This window comes from Escherichia sp. E2748, assembly GCF_005781125.1.
Lineage (GTDB): Bacteria > Pseudomonadota > Gammaproteobacteria > Enterobacterales > Enterobacteriaceae > Escherichia.
Genome location: NZ_VATP01000028.1, coordinates 39224 through 54175, shown reverse-complemented (window position 1 = coordinate 54175; position 14952 = coordinate 39224). Strand labels below are relative to the sequence as shown.

Annotated in this window: 16 protein-coding genes and 1 pseudogene; 8 read left to right on the top strand and 9 right to left on the bottom strand. The window is 49.9% G+C overall.

The window, feature by feature from the left end:
- Nucleotides 1–27: 27 nt before the first annotated feature.
- Nucleotides 28–969: a bifunctional riboflavin kinase/FAD synthetase gene (gene ribF, locus FEK42_RS19560; RefSeq protein WP_130204831.1), complete on the bottom strand. Its 942-nt coding sequence runs from the start codon at nt 967–969 to the stop codon at nt 28–30.
- Between the two features lie 7 nt (nt 970–976).
- Nucleotides 977–1195 (bottom strand): DUF2575 family protein, encoded by a 219-nt coding sequence (locus FEK42_RS19555; protein WP_064525381.1) that lies wholly within the window; start codon nt 1193–1195, stop codon nt 977–979.
- 102 nt (nt 1196–1297) lie between these two features.
- Here FEK42_RS19555 and rpsT point away from each other — a divergent pair, with 102 nt between their 5' ends.
- On the top strand, nt 1298–1561 hold the full coding sequence (gene rpsT / locus FEK42_RS19550; protein WP_001274019.1) for a 30S ribosomal protein S20: 264 nt from the start codon (nt 1298–1300) through the stop codon (nt 1559–1561).
- A gap of 96 nt (nt 1562–1657) precedes the next feature.
- Here rpsT and nhaR read toward each other — a convergent pair whose 3' ends face one another.
- Complete coding sequence (nhaR, locus tag FEK42_RS19545) at nt 1658–2563, bottom strand: transcriptional activator NhaR (RefSeq protein ID WP_130204829.1); 906 nt, start codon at nt 2561–2563, stop codon at nt 1658–1660.
- A gap of 59 nt (nt 2564–2622) precedes the next feature.
- Nucleotides 2623–3789 (bottom strand): Na+/H+ antiporter NhaA, encoded by a 1167-nt coding sequence (gene nhaA / locus FEK42_RS19540; protein ID WP_135491892.1) that lies wholly within the window; start codon nt 3787–3789, stop codon nt 2623–2625.
- Between the two features lie 584 nt (nt 3790–4373).
- On the opposite strand from nhaA, the gene mokC reads away from it, so the two are divergent.
- On the top strand, nt 4374–4526 hold the full coding sequence (mokC, locus tag FEK42_RS19535) for a type I toxin-antitoxin system toxin MokC (protein WP_000809168.1): 153 nt from the start codon (nt 4374–4376) through the stop codon (nt 4524–4526).
- A 106-nt stretch (nt 4527–4632) separates the two neighbouring features.
- Here mokC and dnaJ read toward each other — a convergent pair whose 3' ends face one another.
- Nucleotides 4633–5763, bottom strand: coding sequence for a molecular chaperone DnaJ (gene dnaJ / locus FEK42_RS19530; RefSeq protein ID WP_001118464.1), 1131 nt, complete (start codon nt 5761–5763; stop codon nt 4633–4635).
- An 88-nt stretch (nt 5764–5851) separates the two neighbouring features.
- The gene (gene dnaK / locus FEK42_RS19525; protein ID WP_000516135.1) at nt 5852–7768 is read right to left on the bottom strand and encodes a molecular chaperone DnaK; all 1917 of its coding nucleotides are present in this window, start codon (nt 7766–7768) and stop codon (nt 5852–5854) included.
- A 374-nt stretch (nt 7769–8142) separates the two neighbouring features.
- Between dnaK and FEK42_RS19520 the strand changes: the two genes are divergently transcribed.
- The 4 genes and pseudogenes from FEK42_RS19520 to FEK42_RS23225 form a co-directional block, all read left to right on the top strand.
- Nucleotides 8143–8547, top strand: coding sequence for a DUF2541 family protein (locus FEK42_RS19520; protein WP_130259604.1), 405 nt, complete (start codon nt 8143–8145; stop codon nt 8545–8547).
- A gap of 25 nt (nt 8548–8572) precedes the next feature.
- The gene (gene msyB, locus FEK42_RS19515) at nt 8573–9286 is read left to right on the top strand and encodes an acidic protein MsyB (RefSeq protein ID WP_130217496.1); all 714 of its coding nucleotides are present in this window, start codon (nt 8573–8575) and stop codon (nt 9284–9286) included.
- Between the two features lie 148 nt (nt 9287–9434).
- Nucleotides 9435–10001: an acetate uptake transporter gene (satP, locus tag FEK42_RS19510; protein WP_064530367.1), complete on the top strand. Its 567-nt coding sequence runs from the start codon at nt 9435–9437 to the stop codon at nt 9999–10001.
- Nucleotides 10002–10059: 58 nt separating this feature from the next.
- Nucleotides 10060–10158 (top strand): annotated as a pseudogene (locus tag FEK42_RS23225) (hypothetical protein); the annotation flags it as partial.
- 46 nt (nt 10159–10204) lie between these two features.
- Here the strand turns inward: FEK42_RS23225 and mog are convergent.
- Both mog and tal read right to left on the bottom strand, forming a co-directional pair.
- The gene (mog, locus tag FEK42_RS19505; protein WP_130204821.1) at nt 10205–10792 is read right to left on the bottom strand and encodes a molybdopterin adenylyltransferase; all 588 of its coding nucleotides are present in this window, start codon (nt 10790–10792) and stop codon (nt 10205–10207) included.
- Between the two features lie 114 nt (nt 10793–10906).
- Entirely contained in the window at nt 10907–11860 is a 954-nt protein-coding gene (gene tal, locus FEK42_RS19500; protein ID WP_000130187.1) for a transaldolase, read from the bottom strand.
- Nucleotides 11861–12139: 279 nt separating this feature from the next.
- On the opposite strand from tal, the gene FEK42_RS19495 reads away from it, so the two are divergent.
- On the top strand, nt 12140–13570 hold the full coding sequence (locus FEK42_RS19495) for a sodium:alanine symporter family protein (protein WP_135491891.1): 1431 nt from the start codon (nt 12140–12142) through the stop codon (nt 13568–13570).
- Nucleotides 13571–13639: 69 nt separating this feature from the next.
- Entirely contained in the window at nt 13640–14416 is a 777-nt protein-coding gene (gene yaaA / locus FEK42_RS19490) for a peroxide stress protein YaaA (RefSeq protein WP_135491890.1), read from the top strand.
- A gap of 38 nt (nt 14417–14454) precedes the next feature.
- On the opposite strand, the gene FEK42_RS19485 is transcribed toward yaaA, so the two are convergent.
- Nucleotides 14455–14769: a DUF2502 domain-containing protein gene (locus FEK42_RS19485; protein ID WP_130217502.1), complete on the bottom strand. Its 315-nt coding sequence runs from the start codon at nt 14767–14769 to the stop codon at nt 14455–14457.
- Between the last annotated feature and the right edge of the window lie 183 nt (nt 14770–14952).

Here is a 14952-nt window from a genome sequence, read left to right as displayed (position 1 = left end):
GTATTTCGGTTTGATTACATAACAGGCTTAAGCCGGTTTTGTTAGCCCAAAAAATTCGCGGGCGGTTAATTCATCACGCGCAATCTGCGCTTTCAGTTCGTCCAGCGACGCAAATCGCTGCTCATTGCGTATTTTTTTACGCAGCACTACTTGTATATGGCGACCGTAAAGGTCCATTGCAACATCTAACAAATGCACTTCCAGCTGCTGGCGAATACCGGCAACCGTTGGACGTGTTCCGATGTTTGCCACGCCGGGTAACGGCTTTTCGCCGAGGCCCAGCACTTCCACCGCATAAACCCCTTTCACCGGGGAAACCTGACGGCGTAGCGGTACATTCGCCGTCGGGAAACCTATCGTGCGCCCTAATTCATCACCGTGGACCACACGCCCGGAGATGGCAAACGGGTGCCCCAGTAAACTTTCTGCCAGAGCCAGATTATCGTCTGCCAGCGCCTGACGCACAGCGGTACTGCTGATACGCACGCCACCTTCGCAAAAAGTTTGCGTACTGGTAATGTCAAAGCCGTATTCCACGCCAGCTTTCTGTAATAACAAGAAATCGCCTTCACGACCAGCGCCAAAGCGGAAATCATCACCCACGGCGAGGAATTTTACCCGCAAATGCTTCACCAGCAGATCGCTGATGAAGTTTTGCGCAGTCAGCGCCGCAAAGCGCCTGTCGAAACGCACGCACAGCACGTAATCTACGCCACACTCTGCAAGGTAACGCAGTTTTTCCCGCAGTCGGGTCAGTCTTGCCGGGGCTTTATCGGTAGCAAACAGTTCCAGTGGTTGAGGTTCAAAAAGCATCACCATCACCGGTAAGTTTCGCCTGCGCCCTTCTTCCTGCAAGCCCTGCAACAGCGCGCGATGACCGCGATGCACGCCGTCGAAATTACCAATAGTCAGCACACACCCTTCTTGCGGGGCCTGGCTGAGATTATGTATGCCGCGTATCAGCTTCATGTCTGGCTCAAAACAGTGAAAATCGTCCGAGTATACCTTGTACAGCGGTCAAGGTTAACCGGCGATTGAGTACCGAAATCAGAAAGAAGTGGCTTTTCATTGCCATGGCGCAAATCACGGGCAGAAACTCACGGCCTGATGCAATTTTTATCGCGGAAAAGCTGTATTCACACCCCGCAAGCTGGTAGAATCCTGCGCCATCACTACGTAACGAGCGCCGGCACATTAACGGCGCTTATTTGCACAAATCCATTGACAAAAGAAGGCTAAAAGGGCATATTCCTCGGCCTTTGAATTGTCCATATAGAACACATTTGGGAGTTGGACCTTGGCTAATATCAAATCAGCTAAGAAGCGCGCCATTCAGTCTGAAAAGGCTCGTAAGCACAACGCAAGCCGTCGCTCTATGATGCGTACTTTCATCAAGAAAGTATACGCAGCTATCGAAGCTGGCGACAAAGCTGCTGCACTGAAAGCATTTAACGAAATGCAACCGATCGTGGACCGTCAGGCTGCTAAAGGTCTGATCCACAAAAACAAAGCTGCACGTCATAAGGCTAACCTGACTGCACAGATCAACAAACTGGCTTAATCGCCTTTTGTTGTCAGCTTTGTAAAAAAGCCCGCGCAAGCGGGTTTTTTTATGCCCATCTGCAGGCCAAAACTGCAGCCTGCAGAGTACAAATGGTTATTTTGAAGCTGAAGTAAACAACGCAGAGTAATCTGTGTTGCAAATACGCTGTACCGCAGGATGTTGAATCATCCTTTCGGCGAAAATCGCGTGGTACTCTTCCATCACGTTCTCAACGCGGCCTATCTCCATAACCGAGTCATCGTTATAGAAATCATTAGCGTAAAGCGAAGGTGCAACGAAAATAGCGTTATGCGTCGCTCCAAAAGCTTTCATCAACGCCGCATCATCAAACTCCCCCAGAATTTCAACGTTTAAGCCCTGAGAGTTAAACCAGTTTAATAGCTTGCGTCCCAACATTGAGCGACGCCCCGGAATAAGTAAGCGACGCTCTTCCAGACAGGCAGGAAACGGCTTTTCTGGCAGCGGGTTAGTGCACCAGAAACTGACACCACACTCGCCAATTTTTATGGAAAACAGCCCTTCCTGCTGGGTGGAGTCTATCGGGCAGTCAGAGATGATCATATCCAGCTTATGCTGACTCAGTTGCTCCAACAGCATCTCGTGCGTCGATTCAAAACAGCGTAAATGGATCTGCTCGTCTTCCACCACTGCGGCATTCAAAACACTACTGACCAGGCGTTTGGAAAGAGCATCTGCCACACCAACATCAAACAACAAATTGGACTCTTTGCGATAGTTGACGATATCCAGCATTTCCTGGCTCAAGGTGAACATTTTATCGGCGTAGCGATAGACCAGTTCCCCCAGTTCGCTGGGTTCCAGACCACGTCCTTTACGCTTAAATAGTTTCCCTTGCAGGCGCTCTTCCAGCGCCCGGATCTGCCCGGTAATGGTTTGTGGTGTTAAATAAAGCGCCTCCGCTGCGCCAACCACAGAACCTTCTTTGTAGACATGCCAGAAGTAATACAAGTGGTTGTAATTGATATGAGACATGCTCATTTCTCTCCCTGATAAGAATGAAAAGGGAGCCATTTATGGCTCCCCGGTACATCGCCCTGTCAAACTGATGGACGTAAACGAATGCGTAACCAGCTATATCCAATTACCGCCGAAGAGATTGAGCCAACCAGAATGCCCAATTTCGCCCAGTTAATCAGTTCTGGATCTACGCTACCAAAAGCCAGGCTGGCAATAAAGATAGACATAGTAAAACCGATACCGCACAAGATCCCAACCGCCATAATTTGCTGATAAGTGGTTCCCTCTGGCAAATGAGCCAGTTTCAAACGCAGCGCCAACCAGCAGAACAAACTAATACCCAACGGCTTGCCAATCAGCAAACCGGCGATGATCCCTAATGGCAAGATGGAGGTCAGGCCATCCAACGTCACGCCTTGCAGAGAAACGCCGGCATTGGCAAAAGCAAACAGCGGCAAAATCAGATAAGCCACCCATGGATGCAATACATGCTCCAGGCGCTTCGCCGGAGAACGGCCATGCTTCTCTTTCAATGGAATAAAGAAACCGACAATGACACCTGCCAGCGTTGCGTGGACACCTGATTTCAACACTGCGGTCCACAGCACCACGCCGACCAGAATATAAACTCCCGTACGGCGAACACCACAAATGTTCAGCACCGCGAGCACCGCAATTGCTACAGCTGCAACGCCAAGAGAGGTCATCGACAAATCATTAGTGTAAAACAAGGCAATGATTATGATGGCCCCAAGATCATCGATAATAGCCAGCGCCATCAAAAAGATCTTCAGCGCCAACGGTACACGACTTCCCAATAACGCCAGAACCCCCAGCGCAAAAGCAATGTCAGTTGCAGCTGGGATTGCCCACCCTTCACGAGTAACAGGATCGGCGTAGTTAAAGACCAAATAGAGCAATGCCGGGACAATCATCCCGCCGATTGCGGCAATAACTGGAAATGCCGCCTGGCGCAAACTGGCCAGCGATCCTTGCATCAGCTCGCGTTTAACTTCCAGACCAACCAACAGGAAAAATACCGCCATTAACGCGTCATTTATCCATAACAGCATGTTTTTATTGATTTCAAGAGAACCAACCCGGAGCTGAACCGGCGTCTCAAGAAAGTCGTGATACCATCCACTGGTTGCGCCGCTGTTGGCCATAATCATCGCCAGAACAGCGGCAATGATGAGAATAATGCCTCCCGAGGCATCACTGCTAAAGAATCGATGCAGATGTTTCACTTTTTATTTCTCTTTCAGGTGAATAGATCGTTTTTACTATTTTACTCTGCACGAATCATCGTTAAAATCAGATTATAGTGTAGGAATAATTCGTTTTTTACGATCTATAAAGAAGATTAAGTCACCAGCAGAGGAAGTGTTTTTGGCGCTCGAAAGCGGTGGCTGATGACCTCAAGCCCTGATAATCATAGCTTAAGGTCTGGATTTCTGAGGGATTAATTCGGAAAAGTAATAATTAATTTGTTGTCAGTCGACGTCGTTTGTTAGGACAATATTTCAAAAATAATCCAGCTTGTCGTCAATAATTGCGATAAAGAGATAAATTAAAGTTAAAAAATTAAATCCTTAAAAAATTACGCCATAAAAATGCGAGGCGTCTTCAGGATTAGAATCGATAAAACAGAGTGGGTTAAAGAGAGCGGTATAATAGCGGCGGGTGCTTGAGGCTATCTGTCTCAGGCATTAGCTGGATGGCAGATAGAGAAAAGCCCCGAGTGATATTTTACCATCAACCCGAGGCCCCCTATATGCTGAACACATGTAGAGTGCCTCTTACTGACCGTAAGGTCAAGGAGAAGAGAGCAATGAAGCAGCATAAGGCGATGATTGTCGCCCTGATCGTCATCTGTATCACCGCCGTAGTGGCGGCGCTGGTAACGAGAAAAGACCTCTGTGAGGTTCACATCCGAACTGGCCAGACGGAGGTTGCTGTTTTCACGGCTTACGAATCCGAGTAAGAGCAACGGCGGGGAGCGATCCCCGCCACTTTACAGGTGCTCGCATATCTTCAACGCACCCTATTTTTTTTACCCAGGCCTGCCCACGGGCAGGCTTTTGGGGAGGTTAGCGAGTCAGGTCGTCGAAAAACTTCTTCACGCCATCAAAGAAGCTCTTCGAACGCGGACTGTTGTGCTCGCCGGTTGGGCCACCGAAGCTTTCCTGCAGCTCTTGCAGTAGTTGTTTCTGCTTCTCGTTCAGACCTACCGGTGTTTCGACCACTACGCGGCACAGCAAGTCACCTTGCGCACCGCCGCGGACAGACTTGACACCTTTACCGCGCATACGGAACAGCTTACCGGTCTGGGTTTCGCCAGGCACTTTCAGTTTGACGCGACCATCAAGGGTCGGTACTTCGATTTCGCCACCCAACGCCGCCATAGCGAAGTTGATCGGCACTTCGCAATACAGGTTGTTGCCTTCACGCTCGAAAATCGGGTGCTGTTTAACCTGAACCTGAACGTACAGATCGCCTGCCGGTGCGCCGTGTTCGCCCGCTTCACCTTCGCCCGCAAGACGGATGCGGTCCCCGGTGTCTACCCCTGCCGGGATTTTAACGGACAGCGTTTTGCTGCGCTCAACACGACCATGACCATGACATTTGTTGCACGGATCTTTGATCAGCGTACCGCGGCCCTGACAGTGTGGACAGGTCTGTTGTACGGCGAAGAAGCCCTGGCGCATCTGCACCTGACCAGAACCATGACAGGTCGGACAGGTTTGCGGCTGCGTACCTGGTTTTGCACCGCTACCGTGGCAAACGTCACACTCTTCCAGAGTCGGAATGCGGATCTCTTTGGTCACGCCACGTACAGCTTCTTCGAGGGTGAGCTCCATGTTATAGCGTAAATCAGCACCACGCGCCGCACGTTGACGACCACGTCCGCCGCCAAAAATATCGCCGAAAACGTCACCAAAAATATCGCTGAAGTCTGCGCCGCCGCCAAAACCGCCGCCGCCCATGCCGCCTTGCTCAAACGCCGCATGACCATACTGATCGTATGCCGCACGTTTTTGCGAGTCGGTCAGAACTTCATAAGCTTCCTTGATCTCTTTAAATTTCGCCTCGGCCTCTTTGTCACCCTGGTTACGGTCCGGGTGGTATTTCATGGCCAGGCGTTTGTAGGCCTTTTTGATTTCACGCTCTTCCGCTGTTTTGGAAACGCCTAAAATCTCGTAATAATCTTGCTTAGCCATCTTTTTTGATTTGCCCCTAGATGAATGCACGGGCGGAGAGGAAATTCCCCTTCGCCCGTGTCAGTATAATTACCCGTTTATAGGGCGATTATTTTTTGTCTTTGACTTCTTCAAATTCAGCGTCGACAACATCGTCATCTTTCGCGTTGTTTGCAGAAGCATCAGCACCGGCAGTCTGCTGCTGGGCATGTTGTTGCTGGGCGATTTCCATCAGTTTCTGGGAAACCTGTGCCAGCTCCTGCATTTTCGCTTCGATAGCGGCTTTGTCTTCACCTTTCAGAGCAGTTTCCAGTGCAGTCAGCGCAGACTCGATAGCAGTTTTGTCGTCAGCCGGCAGTTTGTCGCCTGCTTCTTCAACCTGCTTACGGGTGCTGTGCAGCAGATGGTCGCCCTGGTTGCGGGTCTGTACCAGCTCTTCAAACTTACGGTCTGCTTCGGCGTTCGCTTCTGCGTCGCGTACCATTTTCTGGATTTCATCTTCGTTCAGACCAGAAGAAGCCTTGATGGTGATCTTCTGCTCTTTACCGCTGTTTTTGTCTTTCGCGGAAACGTGCAGGATACCGTCAGCATCGATATCGAAGGTAACTTCGATCTGCGGCATACCGCGCGGTGCCGGGTTGATACCATCCAGGTTGAACTGACCCAGAGATTTGTTATCAGCCGCACGTTTACGTTCACCCTGCAGCACGTGGATGGTTACCGCAGACTGGTTGTCTTCAGCGGTAGAGAACACCTGGCTGTGCTTGGTGGGGATAGTGGTGTTTTTCGCGATCAGCGTCGTCATCACACCGCCCATGGTTTCGATACCCAGAGACAGCGGGGTAACGTCCAGCAGCAGTACGTCTTTTACGTCACCAGTCAGAACACCACCCTGAACAGCAGCACCGATAGCTACAGCTTCGTCCGGGTTAACGTCTTTACGCGGCTCTTTACCAAAGAATTCAGCAACTTTCTTCTGAACCATTGGCATACGAGTCTGACCACCAACGAGGATAACATCGTCGATATCAGATACGGACAGGCCAGCGTCCTGCAGTGCAACTTTCAGCGGCTCGATGGAACGGTTTACCAGGTCTTCAACCAGGCTTTCCAGTTTCGCACGAGTCACTTTGATGTTCATGTGTTTCGGACCGGTCGCGTCTGCAGTGATGTACGGCAGGTTAACGTCGGTCTGCTGAGCGGAAGACAGCTCGATTTTCGCTTTTTCTGCCGCTTCTTTCAGACGCTGCATTGCCAGCGGGTCGTTGCGCAGGTCAATGCCCTGATCTTTCTTGAATTCTTCAACCAGATAGTTGATCAAACGGCTATCAAAGTCTTCACCACCCAGGTGGGTATCACCGTTGGTAGCCAGAACTTCGAAGGTTTTTTCGCCGTCAACTTCGTCGATTTCGATAATGGAAATATCGAAAGTACCACCACCCAGGTCATAAACCGCGATAGTACGGTTACCAGTACCTTTGTCCAGACCGTAAGCCAGCGCAGCTGCGGTCGGTTCGTTGATGATACGTTTTACTTCCAGACCAGCGATACGGCCTGCGTCTTTGGTTGCCTGACGCTGAGCATCGTTAAAGTATGCCGGTACAGTGATAACAGCTTCAGTTACCGGTTCGCCCAGGTAATCTTCCGCGGTTTTCTTCATTTTTTTCAGCACTTCAGCAGAAATCTGCGGCGGTGCCATTTTCTGGCCTTTAACTTCGACCCATGCGTCGCCGTTATCAGCAGCAATAATTTTGAACGGCATGATGGAAACATCACGCTGTACTTCTTCGTCCTGGAAGCGGCGGCCAATCAGGCGTTTAATCGCAAACAGGGTGTTTTGCGGGTTCGTCACTGCCTGACGTTTAGCCGGCTGACCAACCAGAGTTTCACCATCCTGGGTATAGGCAATGATAGAAGGCGTGGTGCGATCGCCTTCGGCGTTCTCCAGCACACGAGGAGTGGTGCCATCCATAATCGCTACACAAGAGTTGGTAGTACCCAGGTCGATACCAATAATTTTACCCATCTAAACGTCTCCACTATATATTCGGTCATCATGTGGTATGAGTCTGTAATAGGGGCGAAACGTCTGGTTTCAACTGCCCAATTTCATTTTTTTGCAGACTCACTCACTGCGGTTGACTACTAAATGGGGTCGTAACCCACGTCATCAAGGGGGAGATGCAAAAATTTTTTGTGCTTTTGCGCAGAAATTTCGTGATATGCCAGAAGAAGACATGAAACAGACGGCAATTTCATTCATATAAAGAATGAATCCAACACAAGTTATTCACCAAAAAACTGTAATAAAAAGAAAAGATTACATACCTGAATCTTCTTTTCGCCAGCAGTAAACTAGTGGCTATTCATCCCCTACTGCTCCCCGCTAAGAGAATCTTTATGAAATCCGTTTTTACGATTTCGGCCAGCCTGGTACTTAGCCTTATGCTGTGCTGCACGGCGCAAGCTAACGACCATAAAATCCTCGGCGTCATTGCGATGCCGCGTAACGAAACCAACGATCTGGCACTGAAACTCCCCGTTTGCCGCATCGTAAAACGTATCCAACTCACCGCCGACCACGGCGATTTACAGTTGAGCGGCGCGTCGGTTTATTTCAAAGCCGCCCGTAGCGCCAGTCAAAGCCTGAATGTTCCCGCCGAAATTAAAGAAGGGCAAACCACCAGCTGGATCAACATTAACAGCGATAACGACAACAAACGCTGCGTGTCAAAAATCACCTTTTCCGGTCATACAGTGAACTCGTCCGATATGGCCACGCTGAAAATTATCGGCGACGATTAACGCTTGAACAGAGAAGCCACAATAAATGAATGTTAATTACCTGAATGATTCAGATCTGGATTTTCTCCAGCATTGTAGTGAGGAGCAACTGACCAATTTCGCCCGTTTGCTCACCCATAACGAAAAAGGCAAAACTCGCCTCTCCAGCGTTCTGATGCGTAATGAACTGTTCAAATCGATGGAAGGGCATCCCGAGCAACATCGCCGCAACTGGCAGCTAATTGCCGGAGAATTACAGCATTTTGGCGGCGATAGTATCGCTAACAAACTTCGCGGACACGGTAAACTGTACCGGGCCATTTTGCTCGACGTCTCAAAACGGCTGAAGCTAAAAGCCGACAAAGAGATGTCTACGTTTGAAATTGAGCAACAATTACTGGAACAATTTCTGCGTAATACCTGGAAGAAAATGGACGAGGAACATAAGCAGGAATTTCTCAAGGCGGTCGATGCAAGAGTCAACGAGCTGGAAGAGCTATTACCGCTGCTGATGAAAGACAAATTATTGGCAAAAGGCGTGTCGCATCTGCTTTCCAGCCAGCTTACCCGCATTTTACGTACTCACGCAGCAATGAGCGTTCTCGGGCATGGCCTACTACGTGGTGCGGGGCTTGGTGGCCCGGTGGGCGCGGCATTAAACGGAGTTAAAGCCGTCAGCGGTAGCGCCTATCGCGTTACTATTCCGGCGGTCCTGCAAATTGCCTGCCTGCGTCGAATTGTCAGCGCCACTCAGGCCTAATCCCTCACATCGGGGAAAATTTTCATTTTCCCCTCAAAAGATCATGGACACTACTCCATTGGCTGATTATTATGCCGCGCCCTGAAAACACTACAGTTATTCAGGGAAATTATTTCACCATTCATTCAATGATGATTTTTGAGGAATTATGGGCAACACTAAGTTGGCTAATCCGGCACCGCTGGGCCTGATGGGCTTCGGCATGACCACCATTCTGCTTAACCTGCACAACGTGGGTTATTTCGCTCTGGACGGTATTATTCTCGCTATGGGCATCTTCTACGGCGGTATCGCGCAAATTTTTGCCGGTCTGCTGGAGTATAAAAAAGGCAACACTTTCGGTTTAACTGCCTTCACCTCTTACGGTTCTTTCTGGCTGACGCTGGTTGCGATTCTGCTGATGCCGAAACTGGGCCTGACCGATGCGCCAAATGCGCAGTTCCTTGGTGTCTACCTGGGTCTGTGGGGCGTGTTTACGCTGTTTATGTTCTTCGGCACGCTGAAAGGCGCACGCGTTCTGCAATTCGTATTCTTTAGCCTGACCGTGCTGTTTGCCCTGCTGGCGATCGGTAACATTGCCGGTAACGAAGCAATCATCCACTTCGCAGGCTGGATTGGCCTGATCTGCGGTGCCAGCGCAATTTATCTGGCAATGGGTGAAGTGCTGAACGAGCAGTTTGGTCGCACCGTTCTGCCGATTGGTGAGTCTCACTAATCGTTAAGATCCCCCCGCTCGAAGGGATAAGATTGTTAACAACGTGCGCTTTGTTTATGCCGGATGCGGCGTGAACGCCTTATCCGGCCTAAGAAATCGTGCAAATTCAATATATTGCAGGAAACTCGTAGGCCTGATAAGCGTAGCGCATCAGGCAGTTTTGCGTTTGTCATCAGTCTCATCCCCCGCCTGGGGGGATTTTTTTATTCGCTAACTTCGCGTCTTGCACTCTTCGGTCTGAATGCTGCCACCACTTCCGGTGCAGTTTCAACGTAAGGTCCTTCCAGCAACTGAATGCAGTACGGTACGCTGGCGAAAATGCCATGTACCACGACCTTACCCTCGGCATCCTTCACGCCTTCCAGTGTCTCTTTGATGGACTTCGGCTGACCGGGTAAGTTAAGGATCAGTGCCTGCTTACGAATCACCCCCACCTGGCGCGAAAGGATCGCAGTTGGCACAAAATGCAGGCTAATCTGGCGCATCTGTTCACCAAAGCCTGGCATCTCGCGGTCCGCTACTGCCAGCGTCGCATCGGGCGTTACGTCACGGCGCGCCGGGCCAGTACCGCCGGTTGTCAGCACCAGATGGCAACTCATTTCATCCACCAGCTCACACAACGTTTGCTCAATGATCGCCTGCTCATCGGGGATTAAGCGAGTTTCCAGTTCAAACGGCGTGGTTAGCGCCGATGTCAGCCATTCTTCCAGCGCAGGGATGCCTTTATCCTGATAAACGCCGCTGGACGCGCGATCAGAGATGGAAACTAAGCCGATACGTAAAGTATTCATCAAGATTTTTCCGTTTAAACAGTCTCGTTAAACAGAATGATACACTGCGAAGGGAGTGACAGACAGGCTTCAGAAGAGGTAGCGTGACCGACTTCCCGGTCACGCTAAGAATGATTACAGCAGATCGCCGATCATTTTTTCCAGTTTTTCCTGGTCAACAGCAAACTTACGGATACCTTCCGCCAGTTTATCAACTGCCATTGGGTCCTGGTTGTGCTGCCACAGGAACTCAGACTCGGTGATACGCGCCGGACGCGCTTTCACTTCACCAGTGTAAGACAGTTTACGTTCGATAGCCCCTTCGCTCTCAGCCAGCTCTTTCAACAGTGCCGGTGCGATGGTCAGACGGTCGCAGCCTGCCAGTTCCAGAATTTCGCCGATGTTACGGAAGCTTGCGCCCATAACCACGGTTTCATAACCGTGTTCTTTGTAGTACTGGTAGATTTCAGATACAGAAACGACACCCGGATCTTCTGCCGGAGCGTACTCTTTCTTATCGGTATTGGCTTTGTACCAGTCAAGAATACGGCCAACAAACGGAGAAATCAGGAACACGCCCGCTTCCGCACAAGCACGTGCCTGAGCGAAGGAGAACAGCAGAGTCAGGTTACAGTTGATACCTTCTTTTTCCAGCTGTTCTGCAGCACGGATACCCTGCCAGGTAGAAGCCAGTTTGATCAGAATACGATCGTTGCTAATACCTGCATCGTTGTAGAGCTTAATCAGGCGTTTTGCTTTCGCAATTGACGCTTCGGTGTCATAGGAAAGACGCGCATCAACTTCAGTTGAGATACGGCCCGGAACCAGTTTCAGGATTTCCAGACCAATATTTACTGCCAGTTTGTCGGTCGCGTCCACGATCTGCTGCGCGCGATCGTTGCTCTGCTGTTTCGCCCAGGCGACAGCATCATCAATCAACTTACGGTATTCCGGAATTTGCGCTGCGTTAAGAATGAGAGAAGGGTTGGTTGTGGCATCCTGCGGTTGATACAGCTTCATTGCCGCGATGTCCCCAGTGTCGGCCACTACGGTGGTGTACTGACGAAGGGAGGTCAATTTGTCCGTCATGATAGTATTTCTCTTTAAACAGCTTGTTAGGGGGATGTAACCGGTCTGCCCTGATGATATCACGACGTAACGACAGCGCAACCGCAGACAAAAGGGTTATTACCAGGCAAGACTGTTTCGGATTTCTGACATGGCGTTGATATCACCCGCCATTTTTAAACAAAACCTCATGTATGCTACGCAGACGTTATCAACCAATGCACATCGTATATAATTCTTAATCAATTGGTAACGTTTACACAGGAATGTAACCGCGCGCCGGCGACAAGAGGGATACGAATGCCTGATTTTTTCTCTTTTATTAACAACGTACTATGGGGATCAGTGATGATCTACCTGCTCTTCGGCGCAGGCTGTTGGTTCACTTTTCGTTCTGGGTTCGTTCAATTTCGCTATATTCGTCAGTTTGGCAAAAGTCTTAAAAATAGCATTCATCCGCAACGAGGCGGTTTAACTTCTTTTCAATCATTGTGTACCAGTCTCGCCGCGCGCGTCGGCAGCGGCAACCTGGCAGGCGTTGCGCTGGCTATCACCGCCGGTGGACCGGGTGCTATTTTCTGGATGTGGGTTGCCGCGTTTATTGGCATGGCGACCTCTTTTGCCGAATGTTCCCTTGCCCAGCTTTATAAAGAACGTGACGTCAATGGGCAGTTTCGCGGCGGACCAGCATGGTATATGGCGCGTGGGTTAGGGATGCGCTGGATGGGCGTTCTGTTCGCCGTCTTTTTGCTCATCGCCTACGGACTGATTTTCAGCGGTGTTCAGGCAAATGCCGTCGCTCGCGCGATGAGCTTTGCATTTGATTTCCCTCCGTTAGTAACGGGTGTCATTCTCGCCATTTTTACCTTGTTGGCGATAACTCACGGCATTCATGGCGTCGCCCGGTTAATGCAATGGTTTGTCCCTATTATGGCGTTAATCTGGGTACTCGCCAGCCTGGTCATTTGCGCAATGAATATCGGGCAACTTCCACACGTTATTTGGTCTATTTTTGAAAGCGCCTTTGGCTGGCAGGAAGCGGCAGGCGGCGCGGCGGGTTATACCCTGAGTCAGGCGATTACTAACGGCTTTCAGCGCAGTATGTTTTCCAATGAGGCGGGGATGGGATCAACACCGAACGCAGCGGCGGCGGCGGCATCATGGCCACCGCATCCGGCAGCGCAAGGTATTGTCCAGATGATCGGCATCTTTATCGACACGATGGTGATTTGTACGGCAAGCGCCATGCTGATATTGCTGGCTGGTAACGGCACCACCTATTTGCCACTGGAAGGTATCCAACTCATTCAGAAAGCGATGCGTGTATTAATGGGTTCCTGGGGGGCAGAATTTGTCACGATAGTAGTGATTCTATTTGCCTTCAGCTCGATCGTCGCCAACTACATTTATGCCGAAAATAATCTCTTCTTTTTACGGCTGAACAACCGGAAAGCTATCTGGAGTCTGCGTATCTGTATCTTTGTTACGGTCATTGGCGGTACCCTACTGAGCCTTCCGATGATGTGGCAACTGGCCGATATTATTATGGCCTGCATGGCAATCACCAATTTGACAGCGATTTTGCTGCTTTCCCCCGTGGTGCATATCATTGCCAGCGATTATCTGCGCCAGCGAAAACTCGGCGTACGTCCGGTGTTTGATCCGCTGCGCTACCCGGATATCAGTCAGCAACTTTCCCCTGATGCGTGGGATGATTTGTCGCAGGAGTAATCACAACTATCGATCAACTCATCCACTTTTTTTGCTACAGTCGCAGTAAATTTCCTGCAAGGACTGGATATGTTGATTCTGATTTCACCTGCTAAAACACTTGATTATCAAAGCCCTTTGGCCACCACACGCTACACGCTGCCGGAGCTGTTAGACAACTCCCAACAGCTTATCCATGAAGCGCGAAAACTAACGGCACCGCAGATTGGCAAGCTGATGAAAATCAGTGACAAGCTGGCCGATCTCAACGCTACCCGCTTTCATGACTGGCAGCCAGATTTCACGCCAGAGAATGCCCGGCAGGCAATTCTGGCATTTAAAGGCGATGTCTATACCGGCTTGCAAGCCGAAACCTTTAGTGAAGAAGATTTCTCTTTTGCCCAGCAGCATTTACGTATGCTTTCCGGTTTGTACGGCGTACTGCGCCCGCTCGATTTAATGCAGCCATACCGTCTGGAGATGGGGATCCGTCTTGAGAATGCGCGGGGTAAAGACCTGTACCAGTTCTGGGGGGATGTGATCACCAACAAGCTAAACGAAGCGCTCGAAGCACAAGGCGATCAGGTGGTGATTAACCTGGCGTCAGATGAGTATTTTAAATCAGTGAAACCGAAGAAATTAAATGCCGAGATAATCAAGCCGGTATTCCTCGATGAGAAGAACGGCAAGTTTAAGGTCATCAGCTTCCATGCTAAAAAAGCGCGTGGCCTGATGAGTCGGTTTATCATTAAAAATCGCCTGACCAAGCCAGAGCAACTGACAGGTTTTAACAGTGAAGGTTACTTCTTCGATGAAGCCTCTTCCAGCAATGGCGAACTGGTGTTTAAACGCTACGAACTGCGTTAAGTTTGCGGTGAATGCCGGAGGTCATCCGGCATTTATATTTAGCGATGATGTCTGCCAGGCCCCGGATAATGATCATCCCGGTGATCATGACGATGATCGTCACGATGATCGCGATGATTATTATAGTGCGGCTGCAGTCCGTATGGGTGCCAGCGATTGCCTCGCCATTCATAATTTCTGTGCCACCAGTCGTGGTCACGCCAGTAACCGCCATCCCAGTAGAAACCGCGATAATCACGATCGCCAATCTGTAACTTTACTGATGGCACCAGCATTATTTCCTCAGCCTGCGCTGCCATAGGAGCAACCAGAATCAGGGAAAATGCGAGTAAGAGAGATTGCATCTTTTTCACAGGTGACTCCTTATTATCATTGCCAGTTATGGGCCGATATAAGGAGCTTACGGTAAAAGAATCCTCGTTGTCATTATCCAATCTAAGTTACCGCATTTATTGAAAATTTCTCCTTTTTTTCTGTCGATTTTTCTCATATTTTCTCCACAAAAAAGCCGAGCTGTATAAACACAAGCCCGGCTA

Excerpts from the sequence above, each read along its gene's own strand:
- ribF (WP_130204831.1), bottom strand. The coding sequence starts at position 969 with ATGAAGCTGATACGCGGCATACATAATCTCAGCCAGGCCCCGCAAGAA.
- FEK42_RS19555 (WP_064525381.1), bottom strand. The coding sequence starts at position 1,195 with ATGTGCCGGCGCTCGTTACGTAGTGATGGCGCAGGATTCTACCAGCTT.
- nhaR (WP_130204829.1), bottom strand. The coding sequence starts at position 2,563 with ATGAGCATGTCTCATATCAATTACAACCACTTGTATTACTTCTGGCAT.
- mokC (WP_000809168.1), top strand. The coding sequence starts at position 4,374 with ATGAAGCAGCATAAGGCGATGATTGTCGCCCTGATCGTCATCTGTATC.
- dnaJ (WP_001118464.1), bottom strand. The coding sequence starts at position 5,763 with ATGGCTAAGCAAGATTATTACGAGATTTTAGGCGTTTCCAAAACAGCG.
- dnaK (WP_000516135.1), bottom strand. The coding sequence starts at position 7,768 with ATGGGTAAAATTATTGGTATCGACCTGGGTACTACCAACTCTTGTGTA.
- FEK42_RS19520 (WP_130259604.1), top strand. The coding sequence starts at position 8,143 with ATGAAATCCGTTTTTACGATTTCGGCCAGCCTGGTACTTAGCCTTATG.
- msyB (WP_130217496.1), top strand. The coding sequence starts at position 8,573 with ATGAATGTTAATTACCTGAATGATTCAGATCTGGATTTTCTCCAGCAT.
- satP (WP_064530367.1), top strand. The coding sequence starts at position 9,435 with ATGGGCAACACTAAGTTGGCTAATCCGGCACCGCTGGGCCTGATGGGC.
- mog (WP_130204821.1), bottom strand. The coding sequence starts at position 10,792 with ATGAATACTTTACGTATCGGCTTAGTTTCCATCTCTGATCGCGCGTCC.
- tal (WP_000130187.1), bottom strand. The coding sequence starts at position 11,860 with ATGACGGACAAATTGACCTCCCTTCGTCAGTACACCACCGTAGTGGCC.
- FEK42_RS19495 (WP_135491891.1), top strand. The coding sequence starts at position 12,140 with ATGCCTGATTTTTTCTCTTTTATTAACAACGTACTATGGGGATCAGTG.
- yaaA (WP_135491890.1), top strand. The coding sequence starts at position 13,640 with ATGTTGATTCTGATTTCACCTGCTAAAACACTTGATTATCAAAGCCCT.